19 protein-coding genes, 2 pseudogenes and 1 riboswitch are annotated in these 21,746 nt (G+C 63.5%); of the genes and pseudogenes, 7 read left to right on the forward strand and 14 right to left on the reverse strand.

Going from position 1 to position 21,746, the window contains the following annotated elements:
* Nucleotides 1-127, reverse strand: a pseudogene (locus tag OO306_RS28350) (ABC transporter permease); the annotation flags it as partial.
* Here OO306_RS28350 and OO306_RS16280 point away from each other — a divergent pair.
* A pseudogene (locus tag OO306_RS16280) lies at nucleotides 121-1,221 on the forward strand (NtaA/DmoA family FMN-dependent monooxygenase); the annotation flags it as partial. The pseudogenes OO306_RS28350 and OO306_RS16280 overlap by 7 nt on opposite strands.
* Here the strand turns inward: OO306_RS16280 and OO306_RS16285 are convergent.
* Together OO306_RS16285 and gspG are read right to left on the reverse strand one after the other, a co-directional pair.
* Nucleotides 1,215-2,405 carry a type II secretion system F family protein gene (locus tag OO306_RS16285; RefSeq protein ID WP_099429219.1) on the reverse strand — a complete coding sequence of 397 codons (1,191 nt, stop codon included), beginning with the start codon at nucleotides 2,403-2,405 and terminating at the stop codon, nucleotides 1,215-1,217. The pseudogene OO306_RS16280 and the gene OO306_RS16285 overlap by 7 nt on opposite strands.
* Before the next feature lie 11 nt (nucleotides 2,406-2,416).
* Nucleotides 2,417-2,842 carry a type II secretion system major pseudopilin GspG gene (gene gspG / locus OO306_RS16290; protein ID WP_027593406.1) on the reverse strand — a complete coding sequence of 142 codons (426 nt, stop codon included), beginning with the start codon at nucleotides 2,840-2,842 and terminating at the stop codon, nucleotides 2,417-2,419.
* Nucleotides 2,843-3,027: 185 nt separating this feature from the next.
* Here gspG and OO306_RS16295 point away from each other — a divergent pair, with 185 nt between their 5' ends.
* The 4 genes from OO306_RS16295 to OO306_RS16310 all read left to right on the forward strand — a co-directional run bounded on the left by OO306_RS16295 (nucleotide 3,028) and on the right by OO306_RS16310 (nucleotide 8,375).
* Nucleotides 3,028-3,621 carry a transglycosylase SLT domain-containing protein gene (locus OO306_RS16295; RefSeq protein ID WP_027593405.1) on the forward strand — a complete coding sequence of 198 codons (594 nt, stop codon included), beginning with the start codon at nucleotides 3,028-3,030 and terminating at the stop codon, nucleotides 3,619-3,621.
* A 119-nt stretch (nucleotides 3,622-3,740) separates the two neighbouring features.
* Nucleotides 3,741-5,201, forward strand: coding sequence for a sensor histidine kinase (locus OO306_RS16300; protein ID WP_027593404.1), 1,461 nt, complete (start codon nucleotides 3,741-3,743; stop codon nucleotides 5,199-5,201).
* A gap of 284 nt (nucleotides 5,202-5,485) precedes the next feature.
* A complete protein-coding gene (locus OO306_RS16305; RefSeq protein WP_238213730.1) occupies nucleotides 5,486-6,979 on the forward strand; it encodes a sensor histidine kinase in 1,494 nt (497 codons plus the stop codon).
* Nucleotides 6,948-8,375 (forward strand): sigma-54 dependent transcriptional regulator, encoded by a 1,428-nt coding sequence (locus OO306_RS16310; RefSeq protein WP_099429220.1) that lies wholly within the window; start codon nucleotides 6,948-6,950, stop codon nucleotides 8,373-8,375. Before OO306_RS16305 ends, OO306_RS16310 begins: the two co-directional genes overlap by 32 nt.
* Nucleotides 8,376-8,515: 140 nt before the next feature.
* Here the strand turns inward: OO306_RS16310 and OO306_RS16315 are convergent, their stop codons facing one another.
* The 3 genes from OO306_RS16315 to OO306_RS16325 all read right to left on the reverse strand — a co-directional run bounded on the left by OO306_RS16315 (nucleotide 8,516) and on the right by OO306_RS16325 (nucleotide 10,903).
* Complete coding sequence (locus tag OO306_RS16315; protein ID WP_099429221.1) at nucleotides 8,516-8,806, reverse strand: hypothetical protein; 291 nt, start codon at nucleotides 8,804-8,806, stop codon at nucleotides 8,516-8,518.
* 92 nt (nucleotides 8,807-8,898) lie between these two features.
* The gene (locus OO306_RS16320; RefSeq protein WP_027593400.1) at nucleotides 8,899-10,251 is read right to left on the reverse strand and encodes a GntP family permease; all 1,353 of its coding nucleotides are present in this window, start codon (nucleotides 10,249-10,251) and stop codon (nucleotides 8,899-8,901) included.
* Nucleotides 10,252-10,363: 112 nt separating this feature from the next.
* A complete protein-coding gene (locus OO306_RS16325) occupies nucleotides 10,364-10,903 on the reverse strand; it encodes a gluconokinase (RefSeq protein WP_265969333.1) in 540 nt (179 codons plus the stop codon).
* Nucleotides 10,904-11,110: 207 nt separating this feature from the next.
* On the opposite strand from OO306_RS16325, the gene OO306_RS16330 reads away from it, so the two are divergent.
* Both OO306_RS16330 and OO306_RS16335 read left to right on the forward strand, forming a co-directional pair.
* Entirely contained in the window at nucleotides 11,111-12,130 is a 1,020-nt protein-coding gene (locus OO306_RS16330) for a LacI family DNA-binding transcriptional regulator (protein ID WP_027593398.1), read from the forward strand.
* Between the two features lie 115 nt (nucleotides 12,131-12,245).
* On the forward strand, nucleotides 12,246-13,565 hold the full coding sequence (locus tag OO306_RS16335; protein ID WP_099429223.1) for a PAS domain-containing methyl-accepting chemotaxis protein: 1,320 nt from the start codon (nucleotides 12,246-12,248) through the stop codon (nucleotides 13,563-13,565).
* On the opposite strand, the gene OO306_RS16340 is transcribed toward OO306_RS16335, so the two are convergent.
* The 8 genes from OO306_RS16340 to OO306_RS16375 all read right to left on the reverse strand — a co-directional run bounded on the left by OO306_RS16340 (nucleotide 13,540) and on the right by OO306_RS16375 (nucleotide 21,746).
* Nucleotides 13,540-16,812 (reverse strand): transporter substrate-binding domain-containing protein, encoded by a 3,273-nt coding sequence (locus OO306_RS16340; RefSeq protein ID WP_265969335.1) that lies wholly within the window; start codon nucleotides 16,810-16,812, stop codon nucleotides 13,540-13,542. The two genes, OO306_RS16335 and OO306_RS16340, sit on opposite strands and share 26 nt — an antisense overlap.
* Nucleotides 16,813-16,823: 11 nt before the next feature.
* A complete protein-coding gene (locus OO306_RS16345; protein ID WP_099454269.1) occupies nucleotides 16,824-17,438 on the reverse strand; it encodes a response regulator transcription factor in 615 nt (204 codons plus the stop codon).
* Nucleotides 17,439-17,659: 221 nt separating this feature from the next.
* Entirely contained in the window at nucleotides 17,660-17,902 is a 243-nt protein-coding gene (locus OO306_RS16350) for a DUF1272 domain-containing protein (protein ID WP_027593394.1), read from the reverse strand.
* A gap of 65 nt (nucleotides 17,903-17,967) precedes the next feature.
* A complete protein-coding gene (gene cobM / locus OO306_RS16355) occupies nucleotides 17,968-18,720 on the reverse strand; it encodes a precorrin-4 C(11)-methyltransferase (RefSeq protein WP_099429225.1) in 753 nt (250 codons plus the stop codon).
* 32 nt (nucleotides 18,721-18,752) lie between these two features.
* Nucleotides 18,753-19,145, reverse strand: coding sequence for a cobalamin biosynthesis protein (locus OO306_RS16360; protein ID WP_265969375.1), 393 nt, complete (start codon nucleotides 19,143-19,145; stop codon nucleotides 18,753-18,755).
* 17 nt (nucleotides 19,146-19,162) lie between these two features.
* The gene (locus OO306_RS16365) at nucleotides 19,163-19,855 is read right to left on the reverse strand and encodes a CbtA family protein (protein WP_027593391.1); all 693 of its coding nucleotides are present in this window, start codon (nucleotides 19,853-19,855) and stop codon (nucleotides 19,163-19,165) included.
* 9 nt (nucleotides 19,856-19,864) lie between these two features.
* Entirely contained in the window at nucleotides 19,865-20,050 is a 186-nt protein-coding gene (locus OO306_RS16370; protein ID WP_027593390.1) for a CbtB-domain containing protein, read from the reverse strand.
* Between the two features lie 93 nt (nucleotides 20,051-20,143).
* Nucleotides 20,144-20,366, reverse strand: a riboswitch (cobalamin riboswitch).
* Nucleotides 20,367-20,645: 279 nt separating this feature from the next.
* Complete coding sequence (locus tag OO306_RS16375; RefSeq protein WP_265969340.1) at nucleotides 20,646-21,746, reverse strand: LLM class flavin-dependent oxidoreductase; 1,101 nt, start codon at nucleotides 21,744-21,746, stop codon at nucleotides 20,646-20,648.

Here is a 21,746-nt window from a genome sequence, read left to right on the forward strand (position 1 = left end):
GATAGACTGCCAATTGAGGTGTATTGGGGCTTACCACTGTTACAAGAGTGCGAATTTTTTTGCTGGTTTCTATTCGTGCATTGTCGAGCGCAGCTACAGCGGTTTTATAGCTGTCTTCGGCATTACCTCAACCGCCTGGAGCCGCTGACCCTGCTCTCGGCCCTGGCCGTCACCACCCGGCATATCGGGCTGGTCGGTACCCTGACCACCTCCTACAACGAGCCCTATAACGTCGCCCGTCGCCTTGCTTCGCTGGACCTGATCAGCAAAGGCCGCGCCGGCTGGAACGTGGTGACCAGCGGCGATGCCGGCACCGCGGGTAACTATGGCCGTGACGAGCATTACGACTACGACACCCGCTACGCCCGCGCCGAGGAACACGTGCAGGTGGTGCAGGGCTTGTGGCATTCCTATGAGAACGGCGCCTTCCCGCGCGATCGCGCCACGGGCCAGTTTCTCGACCCTTCGAAGCTGCATGCGCTCAACCACAAGGGCGAACACTTCTCGGTGGTGGGGCCCTTGAACATCCAGCGTTCGCCCCAGGGCCAACCGGTAATCTTCCAAGCTGGCGACTCGCAGCAGGGCCGCGACTTGGGGGCCGCCACCGCCGATGTGATCTTCACGCACGCGGCCAGCATCGAGCAGGGCCAGGCCTTCTATCGTGACGTCAAGGAACGTGCCGCGCGCCTGGGGCGAGACCCGGAGCAGTTGCTGGTACTGCCAGGTGCAGAAATCTATGTGGGCGACACCGATGCTCACGCCCGTGAGATCGAGCGCCATTACCACCAGCAGGACCACAGCTTCGAACTGGCACTCAAGGAGTTCGGGCGCAATTTCGGGTGGCACGATTTCACCCAGTACGACCTCGATGCGCCGTTCCCTCAAGAGAGCCTGGAGCATGCCCGCAGCAGCTTCTTCACCAATGCCAAGCGCATTGCCGACCAGGCGCGGGCGCAGGGCTTCAGCTTGCGCCAGGCGGTGGAGTTCGGCCGCCAGCTACGCCCGGGGGCATTCGTCGGCTCCGCCGAAACGGTGGGGGCAAAAATGACCGAGTGGTTCGAGGCGCGGGCGCTGGATGGCTTCAATATCTACATTGGCCATCCAGGCCAGTTCCGCCGTTTCACCGAAGAAGTGGTGCCATTGCTGCAGGCACGTGGCGTCTACCGCACCGCGTATGAAGGCACGACTTTGCGCGAAAGCCTCGGCCTGAGCCTTCAGTGAATGCTTGAGGCCAGTTCGAAGATCGGCATGTACATCAGGATCACGATAAAGCCGATCAACAGGCCAATGAACGTCATCAGCAGCGGCTCGAACAGCTTCACGAACCATTCCACCCAGCGGCCAATCTCCTGGTCGTGAAAGTCGGCGCAACGCTCCAGCATCTCGCCAAGGTTGCCCGACTGCTCACCGGCGCGCAGCAGCCGCAGCGACACCGGCGTCACCAGTTGCCCAACTTCCAGCGCGTCGGACAGCGGCAACCCCTCGGCCACGCGCTGGCTGGCCTGTTCAAGGCCCTGCGCGGCGGCGCTACCCAGCAGCCCGCGGGCCATGCCCATGGCCGTGAGGATAGGAATACCGCCTTGCAGGAGGATGCCCAGCGAGCGGTAGAAGCGCGCCAGTTCGTACATCATCAGCCGCTGGTGCAGCGCTGGCATGCGCCTGAGCTGGCGCGCTGCCCAGCGCCGTACCCGCGGGTGGCGGCGCAGCAGCACCAGGGCGGTGATGCCCGCCACGCTGCCCAGCGCCAGCGGCAGTTGCTGGGCATGCAAGAACAACCCGATCTGCATCAGCAGGCGTGACAGCCACGGCAGCTCGGTACCCATGCCTTCGAACACCTGGCTGAAGCGCGGCACCACGTAGCCGAGCAAAAACAGCACCACGCCACCACCGACCAGCAACAACAGCAGTGGGTAAACCGACGCCCCCACCAGTTTCTGCCGCACCAGGTCCAAGCGTTGCCGGTAGGCGATATAGCGGCCGAGGGCGTCGCCGAGGGCGCCGGTGCGCTCGCTGGACTGCACCAGCGCCACGTACAGGGCCGGGAATATCCTGGGCTGGCGGCCCAGCGCCTGAGACAGCGAGTGCCCCTCGTACAGCTGGCGTACCAGTTCGCCGAGCACCTTGCGCGAGGCCGCAGCGGGGGCTTTTTCCGCCAGGCTTTCCAGGGCATCGATCAATGGCAAGCCAGCGTTGAGCAGGGTCGACAGCTCCTGGCTGAACAACACCAGGTCAAAGCTCGCCTCGCGGCGCCAGGCCATGCCGCGCAAGGCACTGCCCTGGCCCTTCACGCTGACCACCCGCAAGCCTTGGTCCTCGACTTGGCGGCGCGCCTGGTCGGCATCTTCGGCGTCGATCTGCAATTGCACCACGCCCTGTCTGCCCAGGGCCTTGAGGCTGTAGCGCATGGCCGAGCTCCTTATTGCCAGCTGGTGATTTCGGCGTTCTCACCGTCGCCACCGGGCTGGCCGTCCTTGCCCATCGACAGCAGATCGTACTCGCCGCCGTTCTCACCGGGTTGCCGGTAGATGTAGGCGCGGCCCCACGGGTCTTGCGGCACGGCCTTCTGCAGGTACGGGCCGGTCCAGCGGGCCTCGCCGCTAGGGGCGATGACCAGTGCCTGCAAGCCTTGTTCACTGTTGGGGTAATGCCCGACTTCCAGGCGATAGAGGTCCAGGGCTTTGCTCAAACCCTCGATCTGCGCCCGCGCCACCTTGACCTCCGAGCGGCCAAGCTGGCTGAAGTACTTGGGCGCGACGATACCGGCCAGCAGGCCGAGCACAACCAGCACCACGAGGAGTTCGAGCAGGGTGAAGCCACGTTGGGGGTTGGATCTGCGCTGCATGGTGATGCCCTCCGCTGCGTAGGAACATGCTGTGGCAGGCACCATGCAACAGCCGTGCACGTCTGCCTCGGGGCCTTGCGCCATGCGGTGCAGGAAGCGGCACAGTGCTTGCGTCGTGGTCTGCAACCTCGGGTTTTCCGGGGCATTTCCCCCACATCGGGGGCCACGACGAAGAGGCGACCGACATGCGTGGACTTATCCTGGGTTTGATCTGGCTGGCGGCGGGTGCCGCCCAGGCCGATGTGTACATCTCCATCGATGCCAAGGGCGGCTACGTACTGACCAACGTCCATCGGCCCGGGCGCCAGTATCAGCGGGTTATCAGCGAACCGCTGGCCCAGGCGGGGGCTGCCGGTGCGCAAATGATCACCGGGCGGCCCTATGCCGAGCTGGTGGCCGCTGCAGCGTTGGCCCACAACGTGCCGCAAGCACTGCTGCATGCGCTGATCAAGGCAGAGTCCGGCTACAACCCCAAGGCCCGCTCGCCGGCGGGCGCGGTGGGGCTGATGCAACTGATGCCCGATACCGCGCGGGAGATGGGCGTGGAGAACGCCCTGGACCCTGAGGACAATGTGCAGGGTGGGGCACGCTACCTGAAACGCATGCTGACCTTGTTTGACAATGACATCACCCTGGCCGTGGCCGCCTATAACGCCGGCCCCGACGCGGTGTTGCGCCGGGGCGCAGTGCCACCGTACGCCGAAACCCGCCGCTACGTGCCCAACGTGCTGCGCGATTACCGCAAGCTGCAAGGGCTGGCGGACGACTCGCCGCTGTAGGCGCGCGACGTGGCCGAGCAGCGCGGCGGCCACCCTTCGGCGGATGACATCAATTTAGAACCATGGTTCCCCCAACTCTGGGCTATAACCTTCAAAGGTGCCCAGCTGTGGAGTCCGCCATGGACATCGCCCCTCGTTCCGACGCCCTTGGAGTGCCTGCCGGTACCGAGGCGACAGCCCCACGCAAACCGTTCAACCTGCTGCGCTGGTATGCCTGGGTCAGCCTGGCCATCATCCTCTCGGTGGCGGTCGGGCTGGGGCTGATCTCCAGCCGTTTCATCATCGATGAAAGCGTCGAGCGCGATGCGCTGCTGTCCGCTCAGTTCATCACCTCTATCGCTGATGCTGAAGTGCGCCATGTGTCGATCCCCAATGTGCGCACCATGGGCGAATTGCTGGACCCGCGTACCGATCGCACGGCGCTGCCGGATGTCGACCCCGATGCCCGGCGCAAGGCTAGGGGCGAGTTTCTCGACCACATCGCCCACCTGCCGGACATGCTGCTGGCCAATATCTATGCGCCGGACCGCACGGTGATCTGGTCGACCAACCCGGCGCTGATCGGCAAGTTGATCGAAGGCGACGACGACCTGGACCGCGCCTTCGAGTACAAGATGCGGGTTTCGGCCAGCTACCACGACTTCGAGCGGGCACGCGAAGAGCAAAAGTTCGTGACCCCGCCTGAGCAGCTGTTCATCGAAAACTACATTCCGTTGTTCGACGCCGATGGCGAGCACGTCACGGCCATGGTGGAGATCTACAAGGAACCGCATGACCTGATCGTGCGCATCGAACATGGCCTGATCCTCATCTGGCTGGCGATCACCGTCGGCGCCGGGCTGGTCTATATCGGCCTGTACGGCATCATGCGCCGCGCGGCCAAGCTGCTGGCGGTGCAACAAAAACGGCTGATCAACAATGAAACCTACGTGGCCCTGGGCGAGGTGTCTTCGGCGGTGGCGCACAGCTTGCGCAACCCGCTGGCGAGCATCCGCTCCAGTGCTGAGCTTGCGCAGGCGTTCGACGAGGGCCCAGCGCAAAGGAACATCAACGACATCATCAGCCAAGTCGACCGCATGTCGCAGTGGATCCGGCAGCTGTTGCAGTCACTGCGCCCGCTCAATGACGAAGCGGTGGCGGTGGACCTGCCGCAGGCGCTGCAGGAAAGCCTGCAGACCTTTGCCGTGCCGCTGGCGCGCAGTGGCGTCACCCTCGACCTGCAACCGTTACCGGCGGTTCAGGTGTTGGGGCACCCGGCGTTACTGCGGCAGATTTTCAGCAGTTTGATTGCCAACGCATTGGAGTCGATGGAGCAGGGCGGGAAGTTGCGTGTCGAGGTGGTGCGCCACGACCGGCGCGGCCTGACGCTGCGCCTGTCCGATAGCGGCAAGGGCATGACCGAGCAACAGCAGCGCATGGCCTTCAGGCCGTTCTTCACCACCAAGCAGGGCGGGCTGGGCGTTGGCCTGGTTTTGGTCAAACGCATCATGGAGCGCTTTGGTGGCGCGGTGAGGTTGAGTAGCAGCCTAGGGCATGGCACCCGCGTTTCGCTGAATTTCAGGTTGGCCAAATCTTCTTAGTGGGCTTTATGTTCATATCGTAACTACATGATTTATAACAAATAGATTTTTTTGGGTAATTGTTACCCAAAAGTGGGGACTGAAGCTTGACCGGATTTTAATAAGTTCTTTCAAGTGACTGAAAAATATGAATATGTCTTTTCGTTCGTCGACTGGCTGATTTTTTGCAATGTGAGCATGGCAACAACGGGTCGCCTTGGCGACCTGGGTGAAGTGCCATTAAATTGCTACTAATCGTGGCAAGGGTGCGCTTCAGAACGGACGCCCAGCGCGGGAACCCCTCAATGCAGATGCTGGAAAACGAAGTGCCCGACAAAGCGTCTGCGGCCACCAGTGGTTTTGCGGCGCCATTGCGCGAGTTCAACCTGTTGCGTTGGTTTTCGATCATCAGCCTGCTGATCATCGCCTCGGTGGCCGGTGGCTTGGGCTATGTGTCGACGCGCTTCGTGGTGCGCGACAGCGTGGAGCGCGATGCCATGCTCACCGCCCAATTCATCCAGGCCATGGCCCAAGCCGAGGTCCGCCATTCGCAACTGCCGCCGGGCACCACCATGGGCGAACTGCTCGATCCGCGCCTGGACCTGCAGCACCTGCAGTTCACCCCGGCGTTGGCCGAATCGACCCGTGTCGAATTCCTCGACCACGTCGAACACCTGCCCGATACCCTGTTGGCCAACGTCTACGCCCGCGACCGGACCATTGTCTGGTCCACCAACCCTCAGTTGATTGGCGAGCGGATCGAGGAGGATGGCGACCTGGAGCGCGCGTTCCGTTCGCGCAAAGCGGTGTCTGCCAGCTACCACCAGGCCGAGGACGACCGTGAAGAACAGAAGTTTCTGCGCGAACCCAAGTACCTGTTCATCGAGAACTACATCCCGCTGTTCGACAGCCAAGGCGAGCAGGTGCTGTCGATGGTGGAAATCTACAAGGAGCCGCAGGACCTGATCCGGCGTATCCAGCGCGGTTATGTACTGATCTGGGCCTCGACCCTGGTGGGTGGCGCGTTGATTTACTTTGGCCTGTTCTGGATCGTGCGCCGGGCGGCGCTGATGCTCAACCAGCAGCAAGACCGCCTGGTAGCCAGTGAAACCTACGTGGCACTGGGCGAAATGTCCTCTGCGGTGGCCCACAGCCTGCGCAACCCGTTGGCCAACATCCGCTCCAGCGCCGAACTGGCCCAGGAGATCGCCAACCCCACCGCACAAAAGAACATCACCGACATCATCAGCCAGGTCGACCGCATGTCACGTTGGGTGCGCGACTTGCTGGTGTCGTTGCGCCCGACCAGTGACGAGCCCGAGGCCGTGGACCTGGTCGCGTCCATCGAGGACACCCACCTGGCCTTCGCCCAGCAGATGGCGCGCAACGGCGTGCAGTTCTGCTACGAGGGCCCCGACGTGCAGTGTGTGGCCAGCCAACCGCTGCAGCTGACGCAAATCCTCAACAGCTTGTTTTCCAATGCCCTTGAAGCCATGCCGGCAGGCGGTGTGCTGCGCGCAGAAGTGAGCGTGCAGGACGGCCAACGCGCCGTGCTGCTGCTCAGCGATACCGGCAAGGGCATGAGCCAACAGCAGGAACGGATGGTGTTCAAGCCGTTCTTCACCACCAAGCAGGGCGGCCTCGGTGTAGGCCTGGCCCTGGTGCAACGCATCATGGAGCGTTTTGGCGGCTCGGTCAGCCTGAGCAGCCGCGAAGAGGAAGGAACCCGCGTAAGCCTTACTTTCAATATCGCAGCGGGAGGGGACCATGGAACACAGCATCCTGGTAGTCGAGGATGATGAAATCCTTGCTGACAACATACGCACCTACCTGAGCCTCAAGGGTTACGAGGTGACGGTCTGCCACAGCGCGGAGCTTGCGCTGGAGCAGATCAAGCAGGCCCAGCCCGATGCGGTGCTGACCGACAACTCGTTGCCAGGCATGAGTGGGCATGACCTGTTGCGCGTGCTGGTGGCGCAGGCGCCGGCGCTTAAGGTCATCATGATGACGGGCTATGGCAATGTCGAAGACGCGGTACAGGCGATGAAGGAGGGCGCCTTTCATTACCTGACCAAGCCGGTGGTGCTGGCCGAGCTTAAACTGACCCTGGACAAGGCCCTGGCGGCTGAACGGATGGAGCGCACCTTGTCGTTCTACCAGGAGCGCGAGGCGCAGAAGTCCGGGCTGCAGGCACTGATTGGCGAGTCGCCGGTGATGCACAGCCTCAAGCACACCCTGCGCCAGGTGCTGGACGCCGAGCGGCGCATGGCCAGCGACGACCTGCCGCCCGTGTTGGTCGAGGGCGAGACCGGTACTGGCAAGGAACTGGTGGCCCGGGCCCTGCATTTTGATGGCTCGCGCAGCAAGGGCCCATTCATCGAATTCAACTGCGCATCGATCCCGGCCAACTTGCTGGAGGCGGAGTTGTTTGGCCATGAAAAAGGCGCGTTCACCGATGCCAAGGAGCGTCGCGTAGGCCTGGTCGAGGCCGCAGATGGTGGCACGCTGTTCCTCGATGAAATCGGCGAGATGGACCTTGTGCTGCAGGCCAAGCTGCTCAAACTGCTGGAGGATCGCAGCATCCGCCGCATTGGCGCGGTGAAGGAGCGCAAGGTCGACTTGCGGGTGATCAGCGCTACCAACTGCAACCTCGAACAGATGGTGCAGCAAGGCAAGTTCCGCCGCGACCTGTTCTTCCGGCTACGCATCATCGCCTTGAAGGTACCGCGGCTGTATGCCCGGGGGCAGGATATTCTGCTGTTGGCCAGGCACTTTTTAGCGCACCACGGGCGGCGCTATGGTAAGCCGAACCTGCGTTTTTCCGCCGAGGCAGAGGCCCTGATGCTGGGCTACAGCTGGCCTGGCAACGTGCGCGAACTGCGCAACATGCTGGAGCAGACGGTATTGCTGGCACCCAATGAGGTGGTGCAATCGCATCAGTTGAACCTGTGCATGACGCTGATCGACGAGCCGTTGATACAGCAGCAGGCGCCTGCAGTATTCGAGATGCCACGGCATGAGCCAGAACCAGGTACCAGCCTGCCGGACATGGAGCGGGATCTGGTGTGCAAGACCCTGGACCGGACTGACTGGAATGTGACCAAGTCGGCGCGGATGCTGGGGCTGTCGCGGGATATGCTGCGTTACCGGATCGAAAAGCTCGGGTTGACCAGGCCAGACAAGCGGCAGTGGTGACCTCACGGCTTCGGCCATGCGCGATATGGGTACGATCTGTGTAGGAGCAGCCTTGTGCTGCGAAGAGGCCGGTACTAGCAGCGAAGATTCACTGTGTAATTGCCGGCCTCTTCGCAGCACAAGGCTGCTCCTACAGGGGCTCAAGGGTTGCCCGTGCTCGTGCCTTGGCGCCCAGTACCTTCCGAGCCACTGCCATCCATCCCTGGCAAATCCCGCCCATCATTCTGGGTGGCCGGCGGGCTCTCGGGGTCATTGCCCTCGATCCGCGGGTCGGTGTCGCGTGGCATCGGCTTTTCAATCGGGTTGAGCGTGCTGTCTACACCCGGTGTCGGCGCTGGGTTGTGTGGGTCGTCGGGGTAGGTGGGCCCAGTGCCGACCGCCAGGGCCAGCGGTGAAACCAGTACGGCTGCAAGCAGGAAGGGGCGGATCATGGGGCAGGCTCCTTTGCATCGGGATGGGGGCAAGGCTTCTATTTCGATTGGGCCATCAAGCCCGCACCTGGTGCCCCCACCCCGATCAACGGTCACACCACCATCGACAGCAACATGATGAAGATGATGCCGACCACCGAAAGGATGGTCTCCATCATGCTCCAGGTCTTGAAGGTCTCGGCCACGGTCATGTTGAAGTACTGTTTCACCAGCCAGAACCCGGCATCGTTGACGTGTGACAGGATCAGCGAGCCGGCGCCAGTGGCCAGCACCAGCAGCTCACGGTTGACCCCCGGCACCAGGTCGATCACCGGTGCCACGATGCCCGCGCCCGTGATGGTCGCGACCGTCGCCGAACCCGTGGCGATGCGGATCACCGCCGCCACCAGCCAGGCCAGCATGATCGGCGAGATTTCGGCCTGCACGGCCATCTGCCCGATCACGTTGCCGACACCGGTATCCACCAGCATCTGCTTGAAGCCGCCACCGGCACCGACGATCAGCACGATGGCGGCGGTGGGCGCCAGGCTCTGGTCGAGCATCTTCATGATCTGCTGGCGGTTGAAGCCACGCGCCGCGCCGAAGGTGTAGAAGGCCAGCAGCAACGCAGCGAGCAGGGCGGTGATGGGGTGGCCGATCAGGTCCATCCATTGGCGCACGATGTGCTCGGCCGGCAGGACGACGTCGGCGAAGGTCTTGAGCAGCATCAACGCCACTGGCAGCAGTACCGTGACCAACGTGATGGTGAAGCTCGGCAGGTTGCCCTGGTCGGACTCCTTGGCGATCTGGTCCATCAGCTCCTGGGACGGGTTGCCCGGGATGTAGCGTGAAATGAAGTTACCGAACAGCGGGCCGGCAATGATCGCGGTGGGCAGCGCGACGATCAGGCCGTAGAAGATGGTCTTGCCGATGTCGGCATGGAAGATGCCGATCGCCAGCAACGGCCCCGGGTGCGGCGGCACCAGGCCGTGAACCACGGACAGGCCGGCCAGCAGCGGTATGCCGATTTTTACCAGCGAAACGCCGGAGCGCCGGGCGACGATGAACACCAACGGGATCAGCAACACGAAGCCGATCTCGAAGAACAGCGGAATACCAACCAGGAAGGCGGCGAACATCATGGCCCAGTGCACGTTCTTCTTGCCGAAGGCGCGGATCAGGGTCTGGGCGATCTGGTCGGCGCCGCCGGAGTCGGCCATCAGCTTGCCGAGCATGGTGCCCAGCGCGAGGACGATACCGACGAAGCCCAGCACGCCGCCAAAACCGTCCTGGAACGATTTCATCACCTTGGCCACCGGCATGCCGGAGGTGAGGCCGAGGAAGCCGGCCGCGAGGGTGAGGGCGACGAAGGGGTGCACTTTGAAATGGGTGATCAGCAGGATCAGCCCGACGATGGTGACCAGTGCGTCGAGCAGCAGGAAGGTATCAGTAGCCAGTCCGAACATGGTTTTAATGCCTCGGTCTTATCGTTGTTTTGGGCGTAACGTTATGGAACTTTCAGGCGCTTTCATTGGTCGAGACAGCGCTGTCTTGGGTGAGCCGGATAAACCGCCAGGTTCAGGCGGTTTGCGCCAGGTCCCGCTCACCGCAAGGCTTTAGCCAGGTGTCTACCGTATTAGCCAAGGCATCGATGGCCTGGGTGGCGTCCAGTGACAAGGTCCGTGGCTCGCCATTCGGCGATTCGAGGGCCGCGAACTGGCTGTCGATGAGGCTCGCCGGCATGAAATGCCCAGGGCGCGCCAAGACCCGCTTTTCGGCTTCGGCAGGGGTCAGCTCCAGGAACACGAACGCCAGGCCCGGCATGGACGCGCGCAACGTTTCGCGGTAACGGCGCTTGAGTGCCGAGCAGGTCAGGATCGGGCGTTCGCCCGACTGCACCGTGGCTTGCAATTCCTGGCCCAGGCGCACCAGCCAGCCGGCTCGGTCGTTATCGTCCAGGGGGATGCCAGCGCTCATCTTGCGGATGTTTTCGGCAGGGTGGAAAGCGTCGCCTTCGATCAGGCGGCCGCCGCTTCTGGCGGCAATGGCAGCGCCGACGCAGCTTTTGCCGCAGCCAGCCACGCCCATCACCACAATGGCGGACAGGGGAGAATTCATCAGTACCTCCTGCGGGGTGAGATAGCGCTGTCTCGTCGCTGACGAACAGCCACCTCCCCGGTGTTATTGGTCTTGTCCTTACGCAGTATGGACGCTTGGCACAGTGCACGTGGAACCGCTACCAAAGATTACATTGCCTGCGTCCTGAGACAGCGCTACCTTAGTGGCCGTTCCCCTCCCTTGGCAAGTAGTAAAATTACAACATCCATGTCCCGCACAGGCTCTCGCACCACCGGTCGTCCTACCCTGGCAGAAGTCGCCAGGCTTTCTGGGGTTTCCCCGATCACCGCATCCCGCGCCTTGCGCGGCGTCAGCACGGTAGCCCCGGCGCTGGTGGAAAAGGTTGCCGCTGCTGCGGCCAGCCTGGGCTATGTCGCCAACCCGGCAGCCCGCGCACTGGCTTCGGCGCGCAGCCAGTCGGTGGTGGTACTGATCCCGTCGTTGTCCAACCAGTTGTTCATCGACACCCTCGAAGCCATTCACGAGGTGATGCGCCCGCGAGGGCTTGAGGTGTTGATCGGTAACTATCACTACGACATTGCCGAAGAAGAAAACCTGATCCGCAACTACTTGGCCTACCAGCCTTGCGGCATGCTGCTGACCGGTTTCGAGCGCAGTGACGCCGCGCGGCAGATGCTGGCGGCCAGTGGCGTGCCCTGCGTGCACATGATGGAGCTGGGCGGCGAGGCGGGTGCGTTGTCGGTGGGCTTCTCGCAGCAACAGGCAGGGCGCGCTGCGGCCAGGCACTTGATCGAGCGTGGGCGGCGCCGGCTGGCGTTCATTGCCGCGCAGCTCGACCCACGGGTGATGCAGCGTGCCGAAGGCTTCCGCCAGGCCCTCGCCGAGGCAGGGCTGCAGTCGACGGAGCTGGAAATCCTTGCACCGGAGCCTTCCTCGATCGCGCTGGGCAGTGCGTTGTTCAGCCAGCTGATGCAACAGGCGCCGGATGTCGACGGTATCTTCTTCTGCAACGACGACCTGGCCCAGGGTGCGGTCCTGCAGGCACTGCGCCAAGGCGTGGAAGTACCCCGCGAAGTGGCGATGGTTGGCTTCAACGACTTGCCCGCTTCTGCGCACATGGTCCCGCGGCTGACCTCGATTCGCACCCCAAGGGCTGCCGTTGGTCGGGGCGCCGCGCAGGCCCTGCTGGCGTTGCTTGACGGCAAGCGGGTGGCCACCGAGCAGCAAGACCTTGGTTTCGAGTTGATGGTGCGCGAAAGCTCGTGATCCGCCCGTCGGAGTGGCGATCAAGGTGTTAATTACAAAGTGATATCAATGTGCTTGCACGGCGCAGTTGCCCATCTATGCTCAGGACACCCCGCGCATAAAGGAGCCCGGCGTCATGTTCGATTTCCATCGCAAGTCCGACTTGGTCGAGATTCAGCGTAGTCACCAGGCACTGGCCAGCGCGCAAGCGAAACTGGCGGCAATCAGCCGTTCGATGGCGATGATCGAGTTCGCGCCCGACGGCACCATTCTCGACGCCAACGAGCGTTTCTGCCAGGCCATGGGTTACAGCGTCGAAGAGCTACGCGGCAAGCACCATCGGTTGTTTTGCGACCCGGCCTACGTCAAGACGGCCGAGTATCAGCAGCTTTGGCGTGAATTGGGGCAGGGCAAGGCCATCAGCGGGACCTTCGAGCGCGTCGACAAGGCAGGGCGGGAGGTTTGGCTCGAAGCCAGCTACATGCCGGTGCTGGATGAGCAGCGCCAGGTCACCAGCGTGATCAAGGTGGCGTCGGACATCAGCCAGCGCGTTATGCAGGAGCACGAGAGCGAGAGCCTGCTCAAGGCCATCGGCCGCTCCATGGCGGTGATCGAGTTCACCCCTGCCGGGCGGGTGATCAAGGCCAACCAGAACTTTCTCACCACCATGGGCTACCGCCTGGAAGAGGTGGTCGGGCGCCACCACGGGCTGTTCTGCCTGCCCCAGGAGCGGGAGTCGTCGGCGTACCGTGAATTCTGGGCCTCGCTCAACCGCGGGGAATACCATTCGCACCGCTTCGAGCGCATCAACAAGCAAGGCCAGACGGTCTTTCTCGAAGCCTCCTACAACCCGATCTTCGACAGCAAGGGCCGGCTGTACAAGGTGGTGAAGTTCGCCAGCGACATCACCAGCCAGGTCTGCACCCAGCAAAGTGCCGCCGATGCCGCCCACGCCAGCTCCATGCAAACCGATGCCTGCGCCCGCAAGGGCACCGAGGTGGTACAGCAGGCGGTGCAGGTGATCGAACAGATTTCCCAGGAGCTCAATGACGCCGCACGCAGTATCGATGCAGTCAGCAAGCAGTCGGACGTGATCGGGCAGATCGTGTTGACCATTCGTGGCATCGCCGACCAGACCAACCTGCTGGCATTGAACGCGGCTATCGAGGCGGCGCGCGCTGGCGAACATGGGCGCGGTTTTGCCGTGGTCGCCGATGAAGTGCGCAACCTGGCGGCGCGTACCAGCAAAGCCACCTTGGAGATCGTCGATGTGGTGCGGCAAAACCATGACCTGTCGCTATTGGCCGTGGCGAGCATGCAGTCGAGCCTGACCCGTACCGGCCATGGCGTGGCACTGGCCAACGAGGCCGGCACGGTGATCATGGAAATCCAGCAAGGGTCACGCCACGTGGTCGATGCGATCAGCCAGATCAACTCGACGTTGCAATTGCACTGAGGGCAGCACTGAGTTCGTGCAACAGGGCCTGCATGCTGGCTTGCAGTTGCTGGCGCAGTTCAGCCGTTGGCAGCCCTTGGGCCTGCGCCTGTTCGATGGCTTCGCAGTGCTTGACCAGCGTGCGCATCTTGAGCATTTTTGCCCCACCCTTGATGCGGTGGGCCAAGGCGCGCACGGCGTCGCTATCCGCCTCTGGCCCGAGTGCACACAGAGCGGCCAAGTCTTCACTGGCGCTTTGTGACAGCTGCTCGAGCAGGTGCCGGGTGAGCTGTTCGTCGTCCTGAGTCAGGTGGCGCAACTCGCTCAGGTTGAAACCGCTGCCTTGGGCCTGCACAGGCGGTGTGTGCGTGCTGGCCTGGGGCAGGTGGTTTTTCAGGGTTTGCAGGCCAATCGGCTTGAACAGGCATTCGTCCATGCCACTGGCCAGGCAGCGGGCACGTTCCTCGGCCTGCGCGTTGGCGGTGACGCCGAGGATCCTGCAGGCCATCAACTCGCCCTCGTGTTCCAGCTTGCGTATGCGGCGGGTCAGTTCGTGGCCGTCCATGATTGGCATGCTGCAGTCGGTAATCACCAGGTCGAAGCGCGCTGCCTGCCATCGGGCCAGCGCGGCTTCGCCGTTTTCAGCCAGGGTTACGCGATGCCCCAATGTGTGCAGTTGCCGCTCCAGTAACAGCAGGTTGGCGGGGTAGTCGTCGACCACCAGAATGTTCAGCGGCCCGCTGCTGGCTTCCAGCACTGGGGCGCGCTGTTCGGCAGGCGCGGGGGCTTGGCTGGCGGGCAACTGCAGGCAGACTTGCACCTTGCTGCCCACGCCTTCGACGCTGTGCAGGCTCAGCGTGCCGCCCATCAATTCGGCCAGGGTGCGGCTGATCACCAGACCCAGCCCGGCGCCCTGGCGTGCCCGCGGGCCATCGGCCTGGGCGAAGGCATTGAACAACCGGGCCTGGTCTTTAGGGCTGATCCCAATGCCGGTGTCGCGTACACAGAGTTCGACCTGCAGGTCGCTCTTTGCGTCGGTAGGCGACAGGGTAAGGCTGACGTGCACTTCGCCGCGCTCGGTGAACTTGATGGCGTTGCTGATCAGGTTGGACAGTACCTGCTTGAGCCGCAAAGGGTCTGCCATGACCCAGCCAGGTGAGGTAGGCAGCGCGCTGTGGAGGTGCAGGCCTTTGATCCGCGCATTGCCTTCGAATACCCGCAGCGTGTTGCGCACCAGGTCGACCAGGTTGGTCGGCACCGGCTGCAGGGTCATGTGCCCGGACTCGATGCGCGAGATGTCGAGGATGTCGCCGATCAACTCCAGCAGGCCAATGGCCGAGTCGTGGGCTGTCTGCAGGGTCTGGGTATCACAGCGGCCGGCGCGGCTGTCTTCCAGGGCCAGCTCGAGCAGGCCGATCACTGCATTCATCGGTGTGCGGATTTCATGGCTCATGGTGGCCAGGAAGGTGCTTTTGGTCTGGCTGGCCTGTTCGGCATCGTCCTTGGCCTGGCGCAGCTGTTCGAGCAGGCCGCGGCTCAAGGCTAGCTGGGCTTGCAGGGCGTGCTGGGCGTCGGTGCGCTGATGGATGAGTTTGCGCAGGTAGGTATTCCAGAACACCACCCCGGCCAACAGCAGGGCGGACAGCACCAGCACTTGTAGCGCCAGCGTGCGGTAGTCGCGCCATGGGCTGTCACTGACCAGCGTGCTGGTGCGCCAGCGGTTGATCAGTTGGTCCAGTTCTTCGGGGGGGATGCTCAGCAGCGCTTTGTCGAGTATGGCCTGCAGCTGAGGTTGGTCCGGGGCCACGGCAAATGCCGCGATGGCTGGGCTGTCGTCCAGCACGCTGGCAATGCGCAATTGGTCCTTGAACACATGGTTGATGTAGTAGGTGGCGTTGATGTAGTTGCTCAGGGCCACGTCGGCGGCGCCACTGGCCACCGCCTCCATCAGGCCGAGGGGGTTGTCCACTTCGACCACCTTGGCGCGAGGGAAGCGGCGCTGCAGTTCTGCGCGCTGTGGCGAACCACGTACCAGGGCGACACGCTGGCCATCGAGGGCTTTGGCCTGCGCCGATGAGGTGGCGTCGTTGCGGGTCACCAATACCCTGGGGCTGACCAGGTAAGGGCGGGTGAAGCGCAGCTGTTTGGCACGCTCGGTGCCGTAGCCCAGCGCTCCGATCATCTGCGCGTCGCCGCGCGCCAGGCGCTCGATCATCGCCTGCGCCGACTGGCTCTCGATCGGTTTGAAGTGCAGGCCCGTGCGCAGGGAAATCTGCTTGAGCAGCTCCAAGGTGATGCCGTTGGTACGGTGCTGCGCATCGTTGAACGTCAGCGGTGCCAGTGAGGTGTTGACCAGTACCTTGACGGTCGGGTTGTGGGCGATCCAGGCGGCCTCTTCGGCGGTCAAGGCGGTCAGGTGGCGCTCCAGCAGCAGGCTGGTGTTACCGCTGGTCCAGCGGCGCAGGATGGTCAGGCGCTCGCTCTCGGTGATTCTGGCCAAGGCCTTGTTGACCAACCCGCGCAAACGGGCGTTGTCGTCAGCCATGGCAAACGCAAAGGCACCCGGGGCCACCTGGCAGAAATGGTCGATCTTCAAGGTGCCTTGGTAACTCTTGCCAATAAAGAAGTCGGTGCTGATGGCATCGCCCAGGTAGGCGTCGGCCTCACCCAGATCGACCGCGGCAAGGCCAGCCAGGGTCGAGCGGTACAGGCTCAATTGCGCTTTGGGGTACAGCGAGCGCACGGCGCTGGCGGGCAGGTAGTGGTCGACCATGGCCAGGCGCAGGCCGTCGAGGTCGAGGGCGTTTTTCAGGGTGCGGCCTTCGCGGGTGACGATGACCGGCAGGTCGTCGGCGTAGGGCGAACTGAGGCCCAATTGGGCATCCGCCGCCTCGAAAGCGTTGGAGCTGCCGAGCAGGTCGATGCGGCCCTCGCGCAGCGCGGCGATGGCTGCGTGGCGGTTGTCGAAGCGTCGTACTACGACCGGGATCCCCAACTGCTCGGCGATGATGCCTGCATAGTCGGCGCTCAGGCCTTCGTAATCACGTTCGCTGATGTTGATTTCGAACGGCGGGTAGTCAGGCCGTGAGCTGCCCAGTACCAGCTGGCCGCGCTGCTGCAGCCATTCGCGGTCCTGGTCGCTCAGTTGCAAGGGCGGCGCGGCGCTGATCGAGCGCGCCAGCAGTTGCCTTGGCTCGCTGTCGGCGAACAGCCCGGGCGAACTGGCCATGCCGATGGCCAATAGGGTGATCGCCAGCAGGCGCTTCATGGCGACTGGGCTCAGTTGACGCTATTGCGTTTGGCCAGATCGACCATTTCTACCAAAGACTCGGTCTTGAGCTTGTCCATGATGCGGCCTCGGTAGGTGCTGATGGTTTTGGCGCTGAGGTTCATGCAGGTGCCTATATTCTTGTTGTTTTCACCGCGTGCCAGGCGCCGTAGCACTTCCATTTCGCGGTTGGACAAGCTACCCAGGCGTATCGACTCACTCTCCAGCGAATTGCTGTTGACCGACATCTGCGGGAAGGTCGAATAGCCTTTTACCAAGGCCTTGAGCGCGAACAGCAGGGCCTCGTGGTCTTCGTCCTTGGTGACGAAGGCGCCGATGCCGGCATCCAGGCAGCGCCTCACGTACAGGTCGGTGGCCTGCCCGGTCAGCACCATGATCTTGGGCACTGGCTCCAGGCACTGAAGCCGTTTGATGACCTCCATGCCGTCCAGGCCGGGCAAACCGATGTCCAGCAGCACCACGTCCGGCCGCAATTCGCGTGCTGCCTGAGCCACTTCGCTGCCATTGGCAACTTCACCCACGACGTGAAAGCGCTCCCGCTCGAGCAGCAGGCGCAGGGAGAGCCGGACAATAGGGTGGTCGTCGACGATCAGGACGGTAGTCATGAAGAAAACTCCTGTAGGGCTGTGGTCCGCTTCCTGGAACACTCAGGAATACGTCTGCAAGGGGGTTTATCGGAAGCGCTGCAAGATACGGCCATTCCCTACGTTTGGTAATGCCGAGTATAGAGTTGTTGAATAACCCTGTAGGTGTTGTTGAAAATTCCTACAAAAACAGGGATAGGCACCGCCCGCGTGGCGTGGCGATGCCTATTTGCACAAGGCCGTTAGGCGCAAGCGGTGTGAGGTTTGCGCACGCGCTGGGTCGAGGCGGGGTTGTTGGCCAGTGCTTGGCCGACCCGTGGCGGGCGTGCCAGCAACTGGCCGGAGCAGTTGGGGCAGCGGCCGTGCAGGCGGGTGTCGGCGCAGGCACGGCAGAAGGTGCATTCGAAGGAGCAGATCAAGGCGTCTGGGCTATCACCCGGCAGGTCAGCGTCGCAGCACTCGCAATTGGGTCGTAATTCCAGCATTGGCGTAGCTCCAGGTGGCAGGGGGAACCTTGAGTCTGCTACGCCTGCGCTAACGCTGGCAATGCTCAGTCGCCAGGGCGATAGAGGTGCGCGTGCCCGGCTCGGTACAAGGCCGACTCGGCGAAAGGCGTGTCACCCAGCACATGGCCGACAAGAATCAGCGCCGTGCGGCGAAAATCCTTAAGCGCCACGCGCTCGACGATGTCGTCAAGGGTGCCCCGCACCCAGTCCTGGTCCGGCCAGGTGGCGCGATGGACCACGGCAACTGGGCATTGCGGGCCGTAGTGCGGCAACAGTTCGCTGACAATACGCGGCAAGTTTTTTACGCCCAGGTGGATGGCCAAGGTGCTGCCATGGCGCGCCAGGTCGGCCAGTTGCTCGCCGGGCGGCATCGGCGAAGTGTCGCCAAAGCGCGTGAGAATCACCGTTTGCGACACCTGTGGCAGGGTCAGCTCGCAGCCCAGCAGGGCCGCACTGGCGGCAGTGGCGGTGACGCCTGGGATGATCTGGTAATCGATGCCCAGCTCACGCAGGTGGCGGATCTGCTCGCCAATTGCGCCATACAGGCTCGGGTCACCGCTGTGCACGCGGGCCACGTCCTGGCCTTGCGCGTGTGCCGTGCGCATGGCACTGATGATCTGTTCCAAGTGCAGCTCGGCGCTGTTGATCACGGTCACGGCCTGGTGGCCTTCGAGCACAGCCGCAGGTACCAGCGAGCCGGCATAGATGATCACTGGGCACTGGCGGATCAGGCGCTGGCCCTTGACCGTGATCAGTTCCGGGTCGCCGGGGCCGGCGCCGATGAAGTAGACCGTCATGGAAAGTCCTTGCGATGAAAGGGATGCTGCAATTATCGCCCGCAGGCCAGGGCGAGGGTAGCCGGCCCGAGCACTTGGCGTGTGACCCGCAGCCGGGCCGTGCCGAGGTGCTGGCTGGCCATGGCCAGCGCCGCGCTTTCTGCGACGCCCCAACAACCGCTGTGCGCATGGGCGATGGCCGAGCGATGGCTGAGCAGGGGTTCGTAAGGCTGAAGTTGCTCGGCATCGTACAGCAGCAAGGGCAGGCCAAGGCGTTTGGCCAGTTGCTGCAGGCCAGGTTCGTCGACCTTGAGGGCGATGCTGGCGATACCGCGCAGTGCTGAAAGCGCCAAGCCATGGTCAGCCAAGGCTTGGCGCAGCAGGTTTTCGAGGGTGTCCGCCGGGCAACCCCGGCGGCAGCCAACGCCGGCGTACAGCGCCGGCAGGGTAGCGTCTAAAACCATCAGGCCTGGCTGGAGCGGCGGTACAGCCACGCGCTGAGCAGGCCCAGGGCCAGCCAGAAGGCGGCGTTGGTCAGCCAGCTGGCGACCTTGAACTGGGCTTCCAGGGCTTCAGGCGCGAGGCTTTGATGCACCTCGGGTTGCGGTGCACCGATGACATGCGGCAGTACCAGCAGCACGGCGCCTAGCGCTTTAACCAGCCAGTGGCGGGCAAATACCAACAGGGCCAGGCCCAGTGCGGTAGCGCTTGCGGTGCCGATCCACCAGGCCTGGCGTTGCCCCAGGTCAGCGGCAGCGGTGCCTGGCAGCTCTGGCGGCAGGCCCAGGGTAGGGGCCAGGCAGAACACGGCGAACCCCGCCAGGCCCCACAGGGCGCCGGTGCCCGCGCGCTTCGGTTCACGCAGGCTGTACAGGGCGACCAGTATCAGCGCGAAGCCTACCGCTACCACCAGGTTGCCCCCGGTGGTGGATAGCACGCGTTGCCAGCCATCTTCAGGCGACCAGGCTTCGGCGCTGTGTTCATGGGCCGCGGCCCCTTCGGCGCCGTGTTCGTGATGCTCGGCAACAGGGGCTGCGGATTCGTAGGTTTCTGCTTCAAGGATCAACGGGGCAACCCAGAAGCTTTGCAGCAGGGTCAGCAGCAAGGCCGCGAGCAGCCCGCTGAAGCCCGCGGTACGGGCAATGCGCATGATCATGGGGCGTACTCAGTGGCAGGGGAAGGCGGCGCTGTGGCGGGTATCGTGCGCCGCGTTGTGCACGGCTTCGATGTGCGAGAAGCCGGCAAAGTACACCAGGCACAGGCCCAGCAGGCTGGCGCCGACGGCGATGACGACACGCTGACTGAGGGTGACGGGGGTGGCAATGCTGTGTTTGGCGCTGGTGACGGGCATGACGCGTTCCTCTGCTTTTTGTGGGCAACGGGCAAGCGCGGCAGCCCCGAACGTGATCCGCCCAGGGGAATGCGACAGCGCCCGCCCACCGCGGGGTGTTCATGAACGTCAGGCCGGTCTCCGGGCTCACGAGGAGGAGCAGGGCTCCTGAAAAGCGCCCCTTCCCATGCCAGATGACGCGGCACAGTGGTCTAGACGCTTCGCTCGCTTACCGTTGCGGGGGCAGCACCGGCTTGGTCGGGCCCTGGTCGAGGGCTTGCGACGCACCGGTTTCCCGTTTCACCCCCTGAGGGGCACCTGAACGCGAGGCATTAGGAGACCACGAGGCAGGTTTTCCGTCAATTGCACAGCGGTGTGCGCGTGAAAAGTATTTCAGAAGTTGTAGGCCAGCAATTTTCGGGTTTTGCAGTGCCTGGGAGGTCGAGCGCCGCCTGCGCGGCGCTTCGCAGCACAAGGCTGCTCCTACATCGAAGCGGGCGCCAAGCCATGTCACAGGAATAATTGGCCCGAAACAGATGTGGGAGCAGCCTTGTGCTGCGAAGCGCCGCGCGGGCGGCGCTCGGTCTCATAGGCGCCAAAAAAATCCAGCCATGCACTAAGCCGTCCGCGCGCTACGCCCAGCCTCCCGCTGCGCCACCAACCCACGAATCCGCGGAATCAGTTCCTGCCCATACTCCACCGCATCGCGCAACTGATCGAACCCGCGGAACAGGAAGGTGCTAACCCCCAGCTCGTAGTACGCCAGCGCCGCCTCAGCCACTTGGTCCGCCGTCCCTACCAGCGACGTCGAGTTGCCCGCACCGCCGCCCAACGCGGCAATCTCGGTCCACAGCCGGGTGTCATGCACCTTGCGCTGGCTGGCCAGCTGCACCAGGCGCTCTGAGCCGGCGTTGCTCTTGCCGAAGTTCTTTTCGCGGCGGTTGCCCTGGCGGATGCCGATGCGCGTCTGGGCATCGGCCAGAATGCGCTCGGCACGGGCCCAGGCTTGCTCTTCGGTAGCCCCCAGGATCGGCCGCAGCGACAGGCTGAAGCGGATGTGCTTTTCACGCCCATAACGGGCTGCAGCCTTGCGCACCTTGGCAATACGCTCGCGCACCTGCTCCAGCGGTTCGCCCCACATCATGTACACATCGGCATGCTTGGCGGCCACTTCGACGGCTGCATCCGAAGCACCGGAGAAGTAGATGGGCAGCTGCTGCACGGGCTTGACCAGGGTCAGGTTGTCTTCGACGCGGTAGTGCGTGCCGTTATGGTCGAACGGTTCGGTGCGGGTCCAGGTGTCGCGCAGCACCTGCAGGTACTCGTCGGTACGGGCATAGCGGGCGTCCTTGTCGAGGAAGTCGCCGTCGCGCTGCAGGTCGCCGCTGTCGCCGCCGGTGATGACGTTGATCGAGGCGCGACCACGGCTCAACTGGTCAAGCGTGGCGAACTGGCGAGCGGCGAAGGTCGGGGCCTGAAAGCCCGGGCGGTGCGCGACCAGCAAGCCGATGCGCTCGGTCAACGCAGCGACGTAGCTGGCCAGGATCAGCGAGTCGGGTGCGCTGGTGTTGACCGCCAGCAGCGCCTTGTCGAAGCCGCCGTACTCCTGGGCTTGGGAAAATGCCTTGATGAAGTCAAGGTCGACCAGCGGGCCGCGTGGTGCCTGTGATTCGCTACCTTCCTGGGGGCCGATGAGGCCAATGAATTCGAGGCTCAT

The sequence above is a fragment of the Pseudomonas sp. DCB_AW genome, from assembly GCF_026240895.1.
Lineage (GTDB): Bacteria > Pseudomonadota > Gammaproteobacteria > Pseudomonadales > Pseudomonadaceae > Aquipseudomonas > Aquipseudomonas kermanshahensis.